Here is a 16,959-nt window from a genome sequence, read left to right as displayed (position 1 = left end):
TTCAATTATTCAGGATATTCTCCTCTAAAACTTCAGATTTGTCACCGTATACTTTGATGATATGAGTTTCTCCCCACGCACATAAGGAATCTAATATGTGTTCTAGACTCTTTCCATATTCACTTAACTCATATTCTACTTTTGGCGGTATTTGATTATAAACGATTCGATTGATGACCCCATCTTCTTCAAGTTCTCGTAATTGCTGAGTTAACATTTTTTGAGTGATGTTTGGCATCAATCGTTTTAATTCACTTGTCCGCTTTTTTCCATGAGTTAGGTGGCAGAGAATGACGCATTTCCACTTTCCTCCAATTACTTCTAAGGTAGCCTCTACTGAAATATTGTATTTCTTTTTATTCATTTATAATTCCTCCTATTTATAGGTACTTTTTAGTTCCTATAGAACTTTAGAGTACCTATAGTACTTTAAAGTACGTACTTTTTAATTTGATATTTATAGATCATAATAACATTTGCCGGCAAACAATTACCACATAATAGGAGGGAAGATCGTGCCATTAGAAAAAAAGAGGAGTTTTTTGGGGTTACTTGCTTTAGCTATAAGTGCTTTTGCGATAGGGACTACAGAGTTTATAAGTGTGGGGTTATTACCCTTGATTTCAGAAGATCTGGATATATCTGTTAAAACGGCAGGGCTTACGGTTTCTGTATATGCTCTTGGAGTTACTTTGGGTGCCCCCATCCTAACATCGTTGACTTCTACCATGTCTAGAAAAGGACTTTTGATTTGGATTATGGTTGTTTTTATCATAGGAAATAGTATTGCAGCAAGTGCGACAAGTATCGGTGTTTTATTGTTTGCTCGAGTCTTATCTGCATTTGCACATGGGGTGTTTATGTCCATTGGATCAACCATTGCAGCTAGCTTGGTTCCAGAGAATAAACGAGCTGGAGCCATTTCGATGATGTTTACAGGATTAACGGTTGCTATTGTTACAGGGGTACCGTTTGGAACATTTCTTGGTCAACAATTTGGTTGGAGAGTGGCATTTCTTACGATTGTCATAATTGGTATCGTTGCTTTAATTGCCGTTAGTCTGTTAGTTCCAGCAGGATTGAAAAAAGGAGTACGCTCAACCATTTCTGATCAAGTAAAACTCATCAGAAATGGCCGGTTGTTGTTAGTTTTTGCCATTACGGCTTTAGGTTATGGAGGGACTTTCGTCGTCTTTACTTATCTATCACCATTATTGCAAGAGGTAACCGGCTTTAAATCAAGTACGATAGCGCTCATTTTACTAGTCTATGGGGTAGCCATTGCGATTGGAAATATAGTAGGTGGGAAATTAGCGAATAAAAATCCAATACAGTCATTATTATATATGTTTGTGATCCAGGCTATGATTCTGTTTACACTTACATTTACCGCTCCATTTAAAATAGCTAGTTTGGTAACTATTACGATTATGGGACTATTTGCATTTATGAATGTACCGGGTCTCCAAGTTTATGTAGTTATGCTAGCAGAACGATTTGTCCCAGGTGCTGTAGATGTTGCTTCAGCTATAAATATTGCAGCATTTAATGCTGGAATTGCAATTGGTTCATACGTAGGCGGGATCATTGCCGATTCGGTTGGTCTCATCCATACAGGGTGGATTGGGGGAGTGATGGTTTCATTAGCCGTCTTTCTAACGATTTGGAGTGTGAGACTAGAAAAGAAAGATCAGGCTACGGTAGAAAAGCAGCTAGAGAAAGCTTGCTAAGAAACTAATTTTAAATATGACATGAATAATAGATCATTGGAGGAATTTCAAATGAAACATTTACAAGATACAACTACACTACAAAACGGAATTGACATGCCTTGGCTAGGACTTGGCGTATTTAAAGTAGAAGAAGGACCTGAACTTATCAACGCAGTTAAGGCAGCAATTGTTCAAGGATACCGCAGTATTGATACGGCTTCTATTTATGGAAATGAACAAGGTGTAGGAGAAGGTTTACTAGCAGGAATAAAGGAAGCCGGCATAAAGAGAGAAGACTTATTTATTACATCAAAAGTATGGAACGCTGATTTGGGCTATGAGACGACTCTTAAGGCATTTAATGAAAGTTTAACTAAGCTAGGTTTAGATTATTTAGATCTTTACTTGATCCATTGGCCTGTTGAGAACAAATATAAAGAGGCGTGGAGAGCATTAGAATCACTTTATATAGAAGGGAAAGTAAAGGCAATTGGTGTAAGTAACTTCCAAATTCATCACATAGATGAACTAATGAAAACAGCAACCATTCTGCCAATGGTAAATCAAGTAGAACGTCACCCAAGATTAACAAATAAAGAATTACTGCAATTTTGCGAAGGCAAAGGAATTCAATTAGAGGCATGGTCTCCATTGATGCAAGGGGAAATATTAGAAAATGAAGTCCTACTATCTATTGCAGAAAAATACAAGAAGTCAACTGCTCAAGTAATTCTCCGGTGGAACCTACAAAATAAAGTAGTCATTATTCCTAAATCTACGAAAGAGCATCGGATTATTTCTAACTCAAACCTCTATGACTTTGAGTTGACTAGAGAGGAAATGGATCAGATTGATCAACTGAATCAGAACAAACGAGTAGGTCCAGACCCGGATAATTTTGACTTTTAATCGAAAAATTTAAATTCGCGTTTGTCATATAAAAGCTGCAAGTTAGCATGATTCGCACGCCGTAAGCCTTCTTTGATTCCCTCATAGAAGGCTTTTTGTGAAATAAATATTCTCACTGACAAAAAATGGGTTCCCTCCCGACTAAATAATTCTATGGTAAGCTAACTTGTGACTGGAATAGAAAATGATAAAATCTAACTATTCGCTAATCGATTATACTTTTGATTCTAGGTTTGTAACAGGTATGAAGGAGTTACAAATGGTTTTAGTTGTGAGGGATAGGAGTTGGGAAAGTTGTATAAAATTGCGTTAGTAGAAGATGATTCTGAACTAAGCTCAATGATTTCAACCATGTTAATGAACTATGAGTGCGAGGTCGTTGTTATTAGAGATTTCGAGCAGGTTGTTGAACAATTGTTGGAACTAAAAGCAGATATTGTTTTGTTAGATATCAATTTACCTTATGTGGATGGTTTTCATATTTGTAAAAATTTAAGAAAAGAAAGTACGGTCCCCATTATTATGATTTCTGCAAGAAATAACGATTTAGATCAAATTTTAGGAATGGAACTAGGGGCGGATGATTATATAATCAAACCATTTAGCATAGAAGTCCTACATTCCAAGATCAAAGCGAGTATCAGACGTGCTTACGGAGCATTTACTCCTGAAAAAAGTAAGATTACCATCGGAAATTTCACCTTAGATTATCATTCATTTGCGGTGTCCAATGGAGGTATTGAGATTGAATTAACGAAGAACGAATATAAGATATTAAAGTATTTAGCTGAAAAGCCGAATGAGCTTGTCGCTCGAGAGAAATTATTAAGAGAGCTCTGGGACGATGTTTCGTTTATTGATAACAATACACTGAATGTCAATATTTCGAGAATAAAAAATAAGTTGAATGATATTGGAATGAAAGAAGTAATCCATACAAAGAGAGGGTATGGGTATAAATTTGTTACAGCAGATCTGGAGAAAATGAATGAATAGAAAAATCATGATCAACTTTATTAAAGATCACATCCTGTTTACGTTTGCACTTTACTGCAGCTCAGGACTTGTTATGGCTTTCTTTTGGTTACAAACCGGACAACAAACCGAAATGATGTATCCATGGCTACTTGTAACGTTTGTTTACATTATTTTTATGACGATTCGATTGTACCGGTACATGACGTTTTATCATCTAATTAAGAATAAAAAAGGAAGATTTGATAATGGCTCTATAAATGAGGGACATCTTAATGAAGAACAACGAATGGTTATTGAGAATATTAAGAAACTGGAGGAAAGGTCACTCGCAAAGGTAAATAAATTGGAAAGCCAAAATGAAAACAAATATAGAGTCATATCACAAATGATCCATAATATGAAAACACCTACCTCAGTGATTGATCTAATGGTCCAATATAGTCAAAATGAAAATACAAACGCTCAAGAAATAATTGAAAAGATTAACAAAGAGAATCAAGTAATTAATGAACATCTTGACCAAGCCCTACATTATTTACGACTAGATTATTTTCAACATGATTTTTCAATAGAAGAAACCGATTTGCTTCAACAGTTGCGTGAGCTTATAAACCTAAAAAAAGACCAGTTCATTTATAATCAAGTGTTTCCACAGTGGAATATTAGTCAAGAAGCAGTCGCTGTTTTGACAGATAAAAAATGGAATAAAATGATGTTAGATCAAATTATTTCGAATGCGATTAAATATACAGCCCTTAAATCAGGAGAAAGACAAATTTCTTTTCAGATCAAGTGTGAGGAAGATCGAGTACACTTGATGATTGAAGATACAGGTATGGGGATTCCTGAAAATGATTTGAAGCGAGTTTATGAACCATTTTTTACTGGAGAAAATGGGAGGAAAATAAGGAATGCATCTGGAATCGGCCTTTATCTATGCAAAAATATAGCGGAGAGAATGAACCATAAGATTCGTATTTCCTCAAAAGTTCATAAAGGGACAAAAGTAACGTTAACTTACCTTACAAAATTGTAATGTTAACGTAAGTTCGTGTCATTGTTTCGAACCTATTGCCTTTATATAATAACATTACATTTCTAATAGATGAGGAGATAAGTATGAGTATAGTAAAGGCAATGAACATTAAAAAAGTATATGGCGAAGGGGAAAAATTTGCGCAAACAGTCGCCTTGGATCAATTTAATATCGAATTAGAACAAGGGGAGTTTATTGCTATTATGGGGCCATCAGGAAGTGGGAAGTCTTCATTGCTTAATGTCTTAAGTGGTTTTGATCAGCCATCATCTGGAGAAGTATTCATTCAAGGCTCTAACATTAATGGGATGACAGGTGATGAATTAGCCATATTTAGACGTTCTCACATAGGCTATATTTTTCAAGAATTTAATTTACTTGATAGCTTGACGATTCAACAGAATATTATGCTGCCAATGATTTTAAATCGAGAAGAACAGACTTCAATGAACGAAAAAGCTGACGAGTTAATGGAACGTCTTGGTATTTTATCAATCAAATATAAGTACCCCTATCAAGTTTCAGGTGGCCAGCAACAACGAGCAGCCGTGTGCCGTGCGTTAATCAATGAGACATCTGTTATCTTTGCTGATGAGCCTACAGGGAATTTGGATTCTAAATCTTCCAAAGCGGTATTAGGGTTTTTAGAAGAAACGAATAAAAAGCATAACACAACCATTTTATTAGTCACACATGATCCTATTGCAGCAAGTTATAGTGATAAAGTGTTATTTTTAAAGGATGGAACAATAAGAACTCAAGTATATAAAAAAGAATCAAAAGATCATTTCATCAAACATATTTTGGACAACTTAGCTGTGTTAGAGGAGGATGACTATGACATATAATCAATTCATCCTCAAGTTGATTTTGTTTAATTTTCGTAAATACCTTTCTTATTTTTTCTGTGTGAGCTTTTCCATGACGGTGTTCTTTCTATTTACAGCGATTTGGTTTGCGCCGGATTTTAACGAGCAAGCGTCATCTGGTACCCGGCAAATTGTTCAAATTGCAGGAGTTATTTCATGTATATTTTCTCTATTTATTATTACGTATTCGTTTCAACAGTTTTTTAAAAGTAGAACGAAAGAATTTGGTATTCTTCTTTCTTACGGTTTACTTCATAAAGACTTAAAAAAAATCATCATATGGGAAAATAGTTTTATATTTCTTGGCAGTCTGATCATTTCATTAATTAGCGGTAGTGTCTTTTCTCGTTTATTTTTTATGATTACTACTACGATCTTAGCCATTGAGGATATTCGCTTTTCTTTAACATTTGGTAGTTTTTTATGGACAGCCATTTGTTTTTTTCCTATTTATATCTTGATCGTCAGTTTAACATTAATGAAGATGAAAAGGTATGATGTGACGAAACTTTTGAAGAACAATCGAGTCAAGGAAATGAAGCGAGATGGAAATTTGTTGGCTGCTTTGCTTGGACTCGTCATTATAATTGGTTCTTTAACCTATCTATATATGTACACAAATGATTTTTCGAATGTTGTTAGGATGAGGGAAGTTATCCTTATATCTATTGTTTGTTGTGTTATAGGAGTTTATCTACTGCTTAGTCATTTGGTCGCTCTTATTTATATGTTTTATAACTGTAAGGAAAAACTATTTTATAAAAACATCTTACCCATATCTGAATTCGCAAGTAAATTTTCTCAAAATCGTGCGGTTATCTTTATGGTTTGTCTATTAAGTATCGGGATTGTTTTTTTCTCCACCCTTTCGTATACCCTTTTTCATCAAAGCTATACCATTGCAGACAATGAGCAATTGTATGATGTAGTGATGAAAGACTATGAAGCTATACAATTGCTAGATCATATGGATATTGAGCCTTTATTAGTAAATGAAGGAGAACAATTAACTGAGAAGCATAGTCTGAATATTGTTTACCTGTATGCTGCAGATATGAATCATACTCCATGGCGAACGAATAAGCACGTGATAGCAAGTTCAGTAGAAGAAGTAAATTTATTGCTGAATACAGAAATGAAGGTAGACAAAGGACAAGCTGTCATTATCGACTTCAATCAATCTGATAATGAAACAGTTACCTATTTTGATGATTCCCTCATCTTGGAAAACGCTCAAAATCAATACACGTTGTCTAATCAAGGAACACTGCAAAAAAAGTTATTTGATCGCTATGTTTTTTCACAGCCTATTCTCATTGTACTGAATGAGGAGGATATGAAAAGAATAAAAAATGATGCATTAAGTTATGAGCTAGGTTCAATCCATATATTTAAATTTAATGAATGGTTAGAAAGTGGAGACTTTGTTGCTGAGCTGAAGTCAGAAATGGAAGCTGCACTAGGTGTCGTGGAGAAGTTGAATGAAGAAGCAGTACAAACCATTCGAGAGCGTTACATTCAACCTTACATCGTGCATTCTAAATATGACCGGTATCATCATACGAAAGAAGTTTCGGGCTTCGCACTTTTTATCATGTCGTTCATTAGTGTTTTATTTGTCGTAACGGTATGGGTGCTCCTTTATTTTAAAGCATTCTCTGATGTTTTATCAGATCAGCAAAAAATAAAGTTGTTAAGAACGGTTGGCATCACCTCAACAGAAATCAAATCGTATGTAAATAAAAAACTGAAAATGGTCATTGTCCTGCCAATAGTCATTGGAAGCCTTATTGGGTTAAGTTTAAGTATAGTGATCAATTTGTACAACGTTGTGGAGATGGAGTTACTTAATTCAACCATTTTCATAAATGGAACAAAGGTGATCGGACTATATATTTTACTTACAGGTATTTACTATTCTTGGCTTAGGGTAACTTATCGAAAAGCCATTGAATAAACCTCCTAAAGGCATAGAGAAGGAGTTGTATGTATGAAACGAGACGCGATTTTAGAGGTTACAAACGTATCTAAAAACATCGGAGGAGATTGTGTAGTTAAAGATATTTCTTTTCAGTTGGAAAGAGGAGAAATAAAAGGGTTATTAGGACCGAACGGATCAGGAAAAACAACTATTTTGAAAATGTTAGTTGGGTTATTAAGACCGACAGTAGGTACCATTAAGATTGAGGGTAATGACATTCACAGGAATTTTGAAAAAGCCATTGGCAAAGTGGGAGCAGTCATAGAAAATCCAGAGCTCTATGACTATTTATCCGGTTATGATAATTTACAAATTTTTTATCGAATGGCACCTGATACACCCGAAAGTAGAGTAGAAGAAGTGATTGATTTATTAGGGATGACTGATTATATTCATGACTTGGTTAGAACATACTCCCTTGGGATGCTACAAAGGTTAGGTTTAGCTCAAGCCATGCTACATCGTCCTGCGATTCTTTTGTTGGATGAACCAACAAATGGACTCGATCCTTCGGGTATACAAGACCTTAGGAAACACTTAAAAATGCTCGCAAATAATGGGACGGCGATTTTGATTTCGAGTCACTTGTTAGCCGAGATTGAAATGATTTGTGACAGTGTCCTCATTCTTGATAATGGAATGTTAGTTAGTGATTGCAATCTTGAAGAGCTGAAAAGTGATAGTGGTACTGGGGATATTTATCAATTTAAAGTTATCGAAAAAGACAAACTGAAAGAAATTATAACGCTTCTTCCTCAGCATGATCAAATACTTGAAATTGTCTCAGACGGATTTTTAATTCACTCATCCATTTATGACGTAGCAAACGTGAATCGGTTTTTAATAGAACACCAAATCAGTGTTGTCGGTATTGAAAAGAAAAAAATATCATTAGAGAAAGCATTCCTATCGCGTCTACAAAAGCAATAAGTAAATGAGTAAAGGGAAGTAAGGGGTTAGTGATGAACTACTTTTTCGATCTTGTATTCACTGAAAATATTAAGATATATAAGCGTCCGAGATCATGGGTCTTAATTGGTTTGTTAGTAGTTATGAATCTTCTAGTAGCAATGGCCATGAGGTTTATTTTTTTCGATACAAATTTCACCTTTTGGGATCATTTAAATATTAGTACGTATATTCTATTTGTGTTAAATTTTCTTTGTATAATTATTGCTGGGGATCTTGTTTCTAGTGAGTTTTCTTCAGGGACAATCAAGCTTGTATTAATTCGTCCTGCAACGCGTCTGAAAATACTCTTAGCTAAATATGTTGCTGTTCTGTTGTTTATCGTATTAGTGGTTTGCGTTCATTTATTCACGTCTGTATTGTTCGGTGGGGCATTCTTTTTTAGTACTATATTAACATTGGATCCTGCTTTTATCGTACGCATCATCTTGAATTATGGATTTGGTTTTATTGAAATAGTGGTAGTTTGTACCTTTGTGATGATGATATCTATTGTTACGAGAAGTAGTACTTTTTCTATTTCAATGTCAATCTTTTTATTAATGTCTATTCCGTTATTATTAGAATTGTTGTCGCATTATCATATTGAAGCGGGAAAATATATTTTATTTGCAAATACAAATTTAGCACAGTATTTTTACGGTAGACCGTTATTTGAAGGGATGACTGTCTATTTCTCCCTTGTTAACTTAACTATTCATATGACTGTATTTTTCATAGTGTCTATTTTTACTTTTTCAAAAAGAGATGTAAATGTATAATTAATTGATTACTCGTTTAAGGGGTGCCTCAAAGGTCCGATTTTGACCTTTTGAGGCACCCCCTATTTGTGTGAGTTAGTACATGTTCTATTTAGCTGTGATCTCCATTTTTATAAGGTATGGAGAAATAAATTTTGACAAATGAGTAGTAGCCACTTAAAATGGTGTTAATCGTAATCATTACGATTTATTTCGGACTTTCCTGTTATAACATGCAGATTCATCCGCCATGTGAACGTGTTCTTTTGTGTTGTTAAACACTAGATTAAAACGGTTTATGAAATTCTATTGTTTATATTAAAAATAGGAAGAATGAGTAGGAGGTATTTATGAATAAAACGATTCCCGTAACCGTATTAAGCGGCTATTTAGGTTCTGGTAAAACGACCTTACTTAACCATATTTTGAAAAATCGCGAAGGACTAAAAGTGGCAGTTATAGTCAATGACATGAGTGAGGTTAACATTGATGCAGATTTAGTTAAACAGGGAGGAGAATTATCTAGAACAGAAGAGAAGCTAGTAGAAATGTCTAACGGTTGTATTTGTTGCACACTTAGAGAAGACTTGTTAATTGAAGTTGAGAAGTTAGCACTAGCAGGCAATATTGATTATATTGTGATTGAATCAACGGGTATTAGTGAACCTACTCCAGTTGCTCAAACATTTTCCTATATAGATGAGGAGTTAAATATAGATTTAACGAAGTTTTGTCGTTTGGACACAATGGTAACGGTAGTAGATGCGTATCGTTTTTGGCATGATTTCCGTTCTGGGGATAGCTTGCTTGATCGAAAGGAAGCATTAGGCGAAGAAGACCAAAGAGAAATATCTGATTTACTTATCGATCAAATTGAATTTTGTGATGTATTAATAGTAAATAAATGTGATCTTGTCTCAGAAGAAGAATTACAAAAGCTAGAACAAGTCTTAAGAACCTTGCAACCACAAGCAAAGCTCATTCGCTCTATCCACGCAGAGGTAGACCCGCAAGAAATAGTAAATACAAAATTATTTAACTTTGAAGAAGCAAGTAGTTCAGCGGGATGGATTCGTGAATTAACTCAAGGACATGCACAGCATACTCCTGAGACTGAAGAATATGGGATTTCTTCGTTTGTGTATATGAGAAGGGAGCCATTTCACTCGATTCGATTTAACAATTGGATACACTCAATGCCCAAAAATGTAGTCAGAGCAAAAGGGATTGCTTGGTGCGCGACAAGAAATAATTTAGCACTCTTAATGTCGCAAGCAGGTCCTTCCGTTGCGATTGAACCTGTTTCTTACTGGGTAGCGAGTCTACCAGCTGCTGAACAAAAGAAAATTCTAAAGGAAAACCCTCATTTGCTTCAAGATTGGGATGTGGAATCTGGTGATCGACACACAAAGTTAGTATTCATAGGAACGGATCTAAATCAGGATGAGATTACAAAGGAATTAGATGGTTGTTTATTAACAGATACTGAATTCACAACTGACTGGAAACAGTTAGAGGATCCGTTTAATTGGAATTTACAAAAGGCTTAAAAGGAGGAAGGGAGTCATTTGATTTTATCAGGGAAAAGTATTTTATCAAAAATCAAAAATAATGAGTTAGAAATCTCTCCTCTTACGAATGAACAGATTCAGCCAGCTTCGGTAGATTTACGATTAGGAAGTCATTTTGTGACGATTGATGATTACAATGAGAGTTTAATTACCCTTTGTGAGCCTGCTGCTTATCGAAGAATCACGCCCAATAATGGAAAGATTATCCTTCCAGCTCAAACATTTATTTTAGCAACCACAGTTGAAACGGTTCGCTTGCCTAATAATGTTACGGCTTTTGTAGAGGGGAGAAGTTCAATAGGGAGGCTAGGATTATTTATTCAGAACGCAGGTTGGGTTGACCCAGGTTTTAAAGGGGAGATTACACTTGAACTATTCAATGCTAATCGCCTACCAATCGAATTGCCTGTAGGTCGTAGGATTTGTCAGCTTGTTATGGCTGAGCTGAACGAAGAAGCTGAACCTTACAAAGGGAAATACCTGAATCAAAAGGGAGCTACATCAAGTGAAATCTTTAAAGAAATAATGTGAGGGATGGAATTAGAACTTGTTGCACCTTATAAGGGAAGATCTTCTTCAAATAAGTAAAAACTCAAGGAGTAGCCATGATACGGCTACTCCTTAAGAACATTGCAGTCGAATTTGCAAGAATAGGTTTATTAAGGATTATAAGAAAATCAGAATGCGCTATCACTTTTTTTATCGATATAAAGATTCCCTTGCTCATCAATTTGCGCAAAAAATACATCCTGTATATTTGCAATGTTATTGGCTTGCAATACTTGTCTAACCCAAGTCGTATCTTTTCCTAATAGCTTTAAGCTCGTTGAAAGGATTTGCCCATCAATAATAAAAGCTTGGGCTGTCCCTCGACTTGCTTGAATATTAAAAACATCCTTTTGCATCGCACTTAAATACGGAGGCTTAGCTAAAGCCGTTATGGTCCCATCTGTCTCCAAGAATGCAGTTTCAACTTGATCAATATAAAAAAAACCTTTCTTTCTTAAACCGGTCAACAGGCTGTCCATCGTTAATCTTACTTTTTTAAGTCCCTCCTCACAGACCTGTCCATTTTTAATTAAATAAGTAGGTTCATCCTCTAATACTTTTCTCCCAAGTAAACTTTTAATCGCACCAAGACTGCTCAGAAATGTATAAAAACAAAATAAAATCAGCCCGAACATCCCAATTAAAACAGGAACATCTTTCATGAGCATAGAACTTGCCACAACCGATCCAATTGTGATCCCTGCAACAAAATCAAAGAACGTCATTTGAGCAATTAGTTTTTTGTTTAACATACGACATAATACATAAAGAATGATAAATCCAATGGTTGTGCGTATAAGCATTTCATATAATGTCATTTCTATATGTACCACCTTTTATGTTCAATCGTTTTATAGGAGATATTTTAATTTAACCAGAATGGCCCAAAGTATTCCAATCTAAGTGCAGGATAGCAGGCAGTGCAGATTTCTGTAATTGATAGTAATAAGGATAAGCCTCTTAAAGTAAAATGAGTTGTAATTACTTTCTATGAGGAGGAAGTGTTAATGGCAAAGAAAAAAATGAGAGCAGCATATATCCGCTCTCGGCCATTAGATGGCAGAGCGCAAATCTGTTACACAGAAAAGGAATGGGATGAATTAATTCGACATCAAAGAGCTGGCTGTCAAGTACCTGAATTTAAGAAAGAATTTATACCCATTCTTCTTGAAGCTGTTAACACGATTTTTCCTGGTGCCAAACAAGCGGGAGTGGCACGGTTTATTTTACAATCATTGAAAGCGGACAATCGCCAGGATCTTACAACCTATGAAGAAGGGCTAGATACATTGAAGCAACTTTCGAAAAAAAAGTATGGCAAGTCATTTAAAAAGCTTTCTAAGAAAAAAAGAACTGCCATTCTACAAGAGTTAGAAGGCACTGAATTTTTTGATCTCTTAAGGGAGCATACCATGCAAGGGATGTTTGCAGATCCTAAGTATGGAGGAAATCATAAAATGATCGGCTGGAAGATAATAGACTACCCAGGTTCCAGGTTTCATCCAATTACCCACACAAGTAAGAATTGGGAAACCGACGATATCGTTAGCTTGAGAGGAGATGTTAGGAAAAACAATGGGCAAAAAAACTGATGCAGATGTCGTTATTGTCGGTTGCGGTTGTGCGGGAGGAATTTTAGCAAGGGAGCTTACAGATGCTGGTCTATATGTCATCTCACTAGAACGAGGACCAGACATTGGTTCCGATGAATACTCAATGGATGAATTGAAATTCCCTATTCGGAATAAAGTGTTGTGGGGTCCCCAGGATGAACCGCGATTTACCTGGAGATCTGAAAATAGCAAACCTACCGAACGAGTGATTACAGGATGGAGTGGATGGGGACCAGGTGGTGATCATCTTCATTGGGGGGCCCAATCATGGAGGTTTCAACCTGCTACTTTTAAAGCGAGGAGTGTATTTGGTCAAGTTGAGAATGGAGCAATCATTGATTGGCCAATATCCTATACCGATTTGGAACCGTACTATCAAAAATTTGAAGAGAGAATAGGTGTTAGCGGAGACCATACAAAGGATCCATACCATCCACCACGAACAAAACCTTATCCAATGCCTCCAACGGTACCAAGCTATGCCACACGTCATTTTGTGACGGCAGCCAAAGCTAAGGGATACGATCCGTTTCCGGTACCAGGTGCCATTAACTCCATTGATTATGATGGTCGCCTTGCTTGTGGTTATTGTGGCTTTTGTCAGAGTTATGGATGTACCGTAGAAGCAAAGGGCGATGTTGGACTAACGGAAATTCGTAAAGCTAGACAGAACCCTAATTTTGAGCTGCGTTTTCATAGCCGTGCATTTGAAATAACGGTTGATAAACACGGACATGCAAAAGGGGTAAAGTACTTTGATAAAAATAAGGACGTACAGCATGTGACGGGGAAGATAGTCATCATTGCTGCTAATTACTTAGAATCGACTCATTTAATGCTCTTATCAAAATCTGCACAATTTCCAAACGGTATTGCAAACAATGGTGGTCAGGTAGGACGTTATTTTCATATGAGAGATATTACGCAATTGATTGGTCTCTTTGATGAACCAATGAACTCATTTATTGGACCTACTCCGAGGTGGGCTGTAAACAGATTTGCAGACGATAATTTTTCACCAGAAGACTATGGAGAAGATTTTGTGATGGGCGGAAATATTACTGGAGCCGATCCCCACGGCTTTGCAGGTCAACCGATAGAATTTACTGGTGCCCCAACTCCAGAAGGAATTCCAAACTGGGGGGAGGAATATAAGAAGTTTTTATCAAAGGCATATACCCACCATTACAACTCCCGGATCTACTTAACAGAACCCCCTCAAGACGACAAACATATTGATTTAGATCCTAAGGTAAAAGATTCTTTTGGTTTGCCAATACCTCGAGTTACCTTCAACTGGCATCCTCAAACGAAAAAGCAGCTTGCCTTTTTACGTCAGCGAGCCTATGAAATTTATAAAGAGGCTGGTGCACTTCACATTTGGGGAGGTGAAATGGGGGACCCGTGGGTATTAAACAGTCATGCAGGTGGAACGACGAGAATGGGGGAGGATCCCGATAAATCAGTTGTCAATCGCTACTGTCAAACTCATGAAGTTGAGAATCTCTTTGTTGTTGGCTCTTCATCATTTCCCACGATCGGGGCTTATAATCCTGGGGAAACCGTAGGAGCATTGGCATACTGGGTAGCAGAATTTATTAAGACAGAAGCTAAGGTAGGGCGGGTAATTATTGAGTAAAGCTACCTTGTAGTTTTTAAAATAATCAGCAAAAAGGAGTGATGCTACTAGCACATTCCTTTTTTCGTTCATCTCAACTAATTTCCATCAACCAAGGTATTCGGTAATGTCATTGTTATATTCACCGTTCTTATTCAAACTCTATTAAATCGATTCGTTAAATGGCTTCGGCCTTTCTATCTGGTCTTTCGGTTATGTAGAGAAGTCCAGATGCTCTGGCAGAGTAAGGCGGGGTACGTTCTTTTACAGTTTTGTAACCAACTATGAAGAAATCTATAAGATTAGCGATTACTAATGAAATTTGGAAATTGTATATTTGAAGGTTTGTCCCATTCATGGAGAAGGAATTGCGTTTATACCAACAGTTTTGTCACATTAGGGTTAAAGTAAATCAACATTTTTAGATTTCCTATTCATCTAGTTTTTACCAATGAGATTGCAGAATGGACATGTTACATTTTAAGAGAACGACCGATCAACAAAACATTCCTTAGGAGGGAAAGAAATGAAAAAATTAATGGTCACAGCTTGTCTTGCTACAGCATTCATTGCTACTAGTTTTAGTGGACAAGTTGATGCAAGTGAGAACGTTCAAGTTAAAACGATTCATGTAAATGAGTTTAATCAAGAATCGTTACAAAACTGGTATAAAGAAATCTATGAATCATACGTAAGCCAGTTTAACCAAGTTGAAAAGGACCAAAACAAAGTTGAAGAAGTACAACCTGAACCTAGTAATGAAAATGAAGTAAAGAATCCTTCTACTGAAGAAGAGCAAAATAACCTAACACAGGACGAACAGCAAATGGTTGATTTAGTTAATCAAGAAAGAGCGGATCGTGGATTAGCTCCATTGGAAATTAACGAACAACTAACGGAAGTTGCTAGAGTGAAAGCACAAGATATGATAGATCATCAATATTTCTCTCATCAATCGCCAACATACGGTTCGCCTTTTGATATGTTAAATCAATTTGATGTGAGCTATCGTACAGCTGGAGAAAACTTAGCAGGAAATCAAACAGTCGAAGCTGCCCATCAATCATTAATGAATTCTGACGGACACCGAGCTAATATCCTAAATGCAGAATATGGGGAAGTAGGTATCGGGATTATCGATGGTGGTCCTTACGGAAAAATGTTTGTTCAGTTGTTTAAGGATTAAGAATTATTGAAGAGAACAATGAAATGATAAAAGAGGGCTCAAGGATGAGTCCTCTTTTTTTGAGTGTCTACAGGAGAGGGAAAAGGAGAAAGGAGCGGAACAAGAGTTAAGCGGTTTGAGAGTTAAAAGGATCGAATTTATGCCTTAGCTGATAGGTTATGGCTGTTTTTTATTCTTTCTATTTTAAATGTGTCAAAGTCTACTATGTTCGTCCACCCTTATTTCTCTAACTTACATATACAGTAGTAAATCAAAAGGTGATCTGCTTTTCCTTTTTGATAATATAAATTAGGAGAGATGGTTATGAAAAATAAGAAACATGTTACAAAAAGCCCGTGTGGCTTCTTATTCAGTCCAAAGCATAAGCAAAAACCTCACGCGAAGTCACCAAAACCTCAAAAGCATGATGGTCATCATGAAAAGTGTCCTTCGCCAAAACCAGGTGACGAAGCCAAAGTATCAGCTTCCGATTGTACTTCAGCTAATTTAGAAGTAGTAGGAAATCAATTAGAAGTCCCTGTTATTGATACACCTGTCGCTTTAGCAGAAATTGAATTAGCAACGAATGTTGAGGCTCACATTAAGCTTCCTACACCTGCAAAAGAAATCAAAAACATCCGAAAGAATGTATATTTAACGCAGTGTAAAGCAGTTCCATCACTTAGAGGCCCAGAATTTGTAAGCCTATTTGTCTCTGGTTTCATTCACAAAAATATTCAGTATACGGATGGAAGCGGCTATATTCGTGACTACTCTGTCGATGTGCCGATTCATTGTAATCAAACAGTGGCACTAGAGAATCCAACCGATTTTGCATTCCCAAGTATTAAAAATACGGTCTTAGAAAGAAGAGAACTAGCGAAGGATAAACATGGTGCTAATCGTTGTGCACATTCTCAAATTAACTTTGAATTCTTTAATGAGCCAATCAAATGTAAGCTTCTAGCGTCATTTATTAACGAAGTGGATCTCTTAAAGGATTTTGATAAGTGGGGACGTTTCGATAAGATCACAGAGAAAATGGAAGTTGTACTTTTCTTGAAATTATTACAAACTCAACAAGTAGCTTTAGATGCTGATGATGACGATGATAATGGGTTTACTGGCTTAACTGCAAAAGCTAGATACCAACAGTTAAGAGGAAGTTTTGAATAATTGAAGAATATAGGGGTATTCCTTGATTGGAATACCCTGTTTCAATTGAGCCTACACGAGCTTACTTATAAAA

16 protein-coding genes are annotated in these 16,959 nt (G+C 36.2%); 14 read left to right on the top strand and 2 right to left on the bottom strand.

The genetic code is table 11. The features are described 5' to 3' along the window. Nucleotide 1: 1 nt before the first annotated feature. Nucleotides 2-364 carry a winged helix-turn-helix transcriptional regulator gene (locus tag LQ50_RS06990; RefSeq protein ID WP_034627543.1) on the bottom strand — a complete coding sequence of 121 codons (363 nt, stop codon included), beginning with the start codon at nt 362-364 and terminating at the stop codon, nt 2-4. A 151-nt stretch (nt 365-515) separates the two neighbouring features. On the opposite strand from LQ50_RS06990, the gene LQ50_RS06985 reads away from it, so the two are divergent. From LQ50_RS06985 to dcd, 10 genes are all read left to right on the top strand, one after another. Then, nucleotides 516-1,730, top strand: coding sequence for an MFS transporter (locus LQ50_RS06985; protein WP_034627542.1), 1,215 nt, complete (start codon nt 516-518; stop codon nt 1,728-1,730). Nucleotides 1,731-1,781: 51 nt separating this feature from the next. After that, nucleotides 1,782-2,621 carry an aldo/keto reductase gene (locus LQ50_RS06980; protein WP_034627540.1) on the top strand — a complete coding sequence of 280 codons (840 nt, stop codon included), beginning with the start codon at nt 1,782-1,784 and terminating at the stop codon, nt 2,619-2,621. Nucleotides 2,622-2,915: 294 nt separating this feature from the next. Further along, a complete protein-coding gene (locus LQ50_RS06975; protein ID WP_034627538.1) occupies nt 2,916-3,617 on the top strand; it encodes a response regulator transcription factor in 702 nt (233 codons plus the stop codon). Continuing rightward, nucleotides 3,610-4,635 carry a sensor histidine kinase gene (locus LQ50_RS06970; protein ID WP_034627536.1) on the top strand — a complete coding sequence of 342 codons (1,026 nt, stop codon included), beginning with the start codon at nt 3,610-3,612 and terminating at the stop codon, nt 4,633-4,635. Before LQ50_RS06975 ends, LQ50_RS06970 begins: the two co-directional genes overlap by 8 nt. 83 nt (nt 4,636-4,718) lie before the next feature. Continuing rightward, the gene (locus LQ50_RS06965; protein WP_034627534.1) at nt 4,719-5,483 is read left to right on the top strand and encodes an ABC transporter ATP-binding protein; all 765 of its coding nucleotides are present in this window, start codon (nt 4,719-4,721) and stop codon (nt 5,481-5,483) included. Then, entirely contained in the window at nt 5,473-7,461 is a 1,989-nt protein-coding gene (locus tag LQ50_RS06960; protein ID WP_034627532.1) for an FtsX-like permease family protein, read from the top strand. The genes LQ50_RS06965 and LQ50_RS06960 overlap by 11 nt, the downstream gene beginning before the upstream one ends. A 33-nt stretch (nt 7,462-7,494) precedes the next feature. Then, nucleotides 7,495-8,415: an ABC transporter ATP-binding protein gene (locus LQ50_RS06955; protein ID WP_034627531.1), complete on the top strand. Its 921-nt coding sequence runs from the start codon at nt 7,495-7,497 to the stop codon at nt 8,413-8,415. Between the two features lie 32 nt (nt 8,416-8,447). Then, complete coding sequence (locus tag LQ50_RS06950; RefSeq protein ID WP_034627530.1) at nt 8,448-9,215, top strand: ABC transporter permease; 768 nt, start codon at nt 8,448-8,450, stop codon at nt 9,213-9,215. 329 nt (nt 9,216-9,544) lie between these two features. After that, complete coding sequence (locus LQ50_RS06945; protein WP_034627528.1) at nt 9,545-10,744, top strand: GTP-binding protein; 1,200 nt, start codon at nt 9,545-9,547, stop codon at nt 10,742-10,744. 18 nt (nt 10,745-10,762) lie between these two features. Beyond that, nucleotides 10,763-11,296 carry a dCTP deaminase gene (gene dcd / locus LQ50_RS06940; RefSeq protein WP_034627527.1) on the top strand — a complete coding sequence of 178 codons (534 nt, stop codon included), beginning with the start codon at nt 10,763-10,765 and terminating at the stop codon, nt 11,294-11,296. A gap of 146 nt (nt 11,297-11,442) precedes the next feature. On the opposite strand, the gene LQ50_RS06935 is transcribed toward dcd, so the two are convergent. Beyond that, on the bottom strand, nt 11,443-12,132 hold the full coding sequence (locus tag LQ50_RS06935) for a DUF421 domain-containing protein (protein ID WP_052144624.1): 690 nt from the start codon (nt 12,130-12,132) through the stop codon (nt 11,443-11,445). 189 nt (nt 12,133-12,321) lie between these two features. On the opposite strand from LQ50_RS06935, the gene LQ50_RS24260 reads away from it, so the two are divergent. From LQ50_RS24260 to LQ50_RS24255, 4 genes are all read left to right on the top strand, one after another. Further along, nucleotides 12,322-12,906 (top strand): gluconate 2-dehydrogenase subunit 3 family protein, encoded by a 585-nt coding sequence (locus tag LQ50_RS24260; RefSeq protein WP_052144623.1) that lies wholly within the window; start codon nt 12,322-12,324, stop codon nt 12,904-12,906. Continuing rightward, nucleotides 12,890-14,566 carry a GMC family oxidoreductase gene (locus LQ50_RS06925; protein ID WP_034627525.1) on the top strand — a complete coding sequence of 559 codons (1,677 nt, stop codon included), beginning with the start codon at nt 12,890-12,892 and terminating at the stop codon, nt 14,564-14,566. The genes LQ50_RS24260 and LQ50_RS06925 overlap by 17 nt, the downstream gene beginning before the upstream one ends. Before the next feature lie 505 nt (nt 14,567-15,071). Continuing rightward, entirely contained in the window at nt 15,072-15,731 is a 660-nt protein-coding gene (locus LQ50_RS06920; RefSeq protein ID WP_034627524.1) for a CAP domain-containing protein, read from the top strand. A gap of 303 nt (nt 15,732-16,034) precedes the next feature. Beyond that, a complete protein-coding gene (locus LQ50_RS24255) occupies nt 16,035-16,886 on the top strand; it encodes a CsxC family protein (RefSeq protein ID WP_052144622.1) in 852 nt (283 codons plus the stop codon). The last annotated feature ends 73 nt before the right edge of the window (nt 16,887-16,959 follow it).

Source organism: Halalkalibacter okhensis (genome assembly GCF_000787375.1).
Classification (GTDB): domain Bacteria; phylum Bacillota; class Bacilli; order Bacillales; family Bacillaceae_D; genus Halalkalibacter; species Halalkalibacter okhensis.
Note: the sequence above shows the minus strand (reverse complement) of the source record. Positions and strands in the feature narration are given on the sequence as shown.

What these genes read in the sequence shown, in the direction of transcription:
- LQ50_RS06970 (WP_034627536.1), top strand. Translation starts at nt 3,610, where the DNA reads ATGAATAGAAAAATCATGATCAACTTTATTAAAGATCACATCCTGTTT.
- LQ50_RS06990 (WP_034627543.1), bottom strand. Translation starts at nt 364, where the DNA reads ATGAATAAAAAGAAATACAATATTTCAGTAGAGGCTACCTTAGAAGTA.
- LQ50_RS06925 (WP_034627525.1), top strand. Translation starts at nt 12,890, where the DNA reads ATGGGCAAAAAAACTGATGCAGATGTCGTTATTGTCGGTTGCGGTTGT.
- LQ50_RS06950 (WP_034627530.1), top strand. Translation starts at nt 8,448, where the DNA reads ATGAACTACTTTTTCGATCTTGTATTCACTGAAAATATTAAGATATAT.
- LQ50_RS06945 (WP_034627528.1), top strand. Translation starts at nt 9,545, where the DNA reads ATGAATAAAACGATTCCCGTAACCGTATTAAGCGGCTATTTAGGTTCT.
- LQ50_RS06935 (WP_052144624.1), bottom strand. Translation starts at nt 12,132, where the DNA reads ATGACATTATATGAAATGCTTATACGCACAACCATTGGATTTATCATT.
- LQ50_RS24255 (WP_052144622.1), top strand. Translation starts at nt 16,035, where the DNA reads ATGAAAAATAAGAAACATGTTACAAAAAGCCCGTGTGGCTTCTTATTC.
- LQ50_RS06955 (WP_034627531.1), top strand. Translation starts at nt 7,495, where the DNA reads ATGAAACGAGACGCGATTTTAGAGGTTACAAACGTATCTAAAAACATC.
- LQ50_RS06980 (WP_034627540.1), top strand. Translation starts at nt 1,782, where the DNA reads ATGAAACATTTACAAGATACAACTACACTACAAAACGGAATTGACATG.
- LQ50_RS06960 (WP_034627532.1), top strand. Translation starts at nt 5,473, where the DNA reads ATGACATATAATCAATTCATCCTCAAGTTGATTTTGTTTAATTTTCGT.
- LQ50_RS24260 (WP_052144623.1), top strand. Translation starts at nt 12,322, where the DNA reads ATGGCAAAGAAAAAAATGAGAGCAGCATATATCCGCTCTCGGCCATTA.
- LQ50_RS06965 (WP_034627534.1), top strand. Translation starts at nt 4,719, where the DNA reads ATGAGTATAGTAAAGGCAATGAACATTAAAAAAGTATATGGCGAAGGG.
- LQ50_RS06920 (WP_034627524.1), top strand. Translation starts at nt 15,072, where the DNA reads ATGAAAAAATTAATGGTCACAGCTTGTCTTGCTACAGCATTCATTGCT.